Source organism: Streptomyces sp. NPDC054956, from assembly GCF_053609185.1.
The window spans coordinates 1-812 of sequence record NZ_JBSGXB010000452.1 but is presented as its reverse complement, the minus strand read 5'-3'; the positions used below and the strand labels follow the sequence as shown (position 1 = coordinate 812).

At 77.2% G+C, this 812-nt stretch carries 1 pseudogene; it reads left to right on the top strand.

Annotation, left to right across the window (positions count from 1 at the left end):
- Positions 1–690 (top strand): annotated as a pseudogene (locus tag ACWGDE_RS36415) (cobyrinate a,c-diamide synthase); the annotation flags it as partial.
- Positions 691–812: the final 122 nt, after the last annotated feature.

The following is an 812-nucleotide window of genomic DNA, read 5'->3' as shown; positions in this document are numbered from 1 at the left end:
AACCTCCCCACACCCGCCCGGCGGTCTTTGCTGGCCGGGGGGTCCGGGGGCGGAGCCCACGGTTTCGGGAAGGGGCGGGGTGGGGGACCCGTCATCGCCGTCGCGGGCGGGGCCGCGTTCACCTTCTCCTACGCCGAGCACGCGGAGCTCCTCACGGCGGCCGGCGCGGAGGTCGTCACCTTCGACCCCCTCCGGGACGAGACCCTGCCCGAGGGAACCGCCGGCCTGGTGATAGGCGGCGGGTTCCCGGAGGTGTACGCCCCCGAGCTGTCCGCCAACGAGCGGCTCCGCGAGGCCGTCGCCGGCTTCGCCGCGGCCGGCGGCCCGGTGGCCGCCGAGTGCGCGGGCCTGCTGTACCTGGCCCGTTCGCTGGACGGGAAGCCCATGTGCGGGGTGCTCGACGCCGACGCCCGGATGTCGGAGCGGCTCACGCTGGGCTACCGGGAGGCGGTCGCGGTGTCCGACAGCGTCCTCGCGCCCGCCGGAACCCGGCTGCGCGGGCACGAGTTCCACCGGACGGTGATCGAGCCCGGCGCGGGCGCGGCACCGGCCTGGGGGTTCACGCATCCGGAACGCCGGGTCGAGGGCTTCGTGGAGCGCGGGGTGCACGCCAGCTACCTGCACACGCACTGGGCGGCGGAGCCGTCCGTGGCCGTGCGCTTCGCCGAGGCCGCGGCGGCACATCGGTGAGACGCGGGAACGCCGTCCGCCCGTGCGGACCCGTACGGCCGGACCGGCGGGTCCGCACGGGCCGACCGCACCGGTCGGCCCGCCCGGTGCGGATGCGCCGGTCGGTCCCACCGGCGGTCACG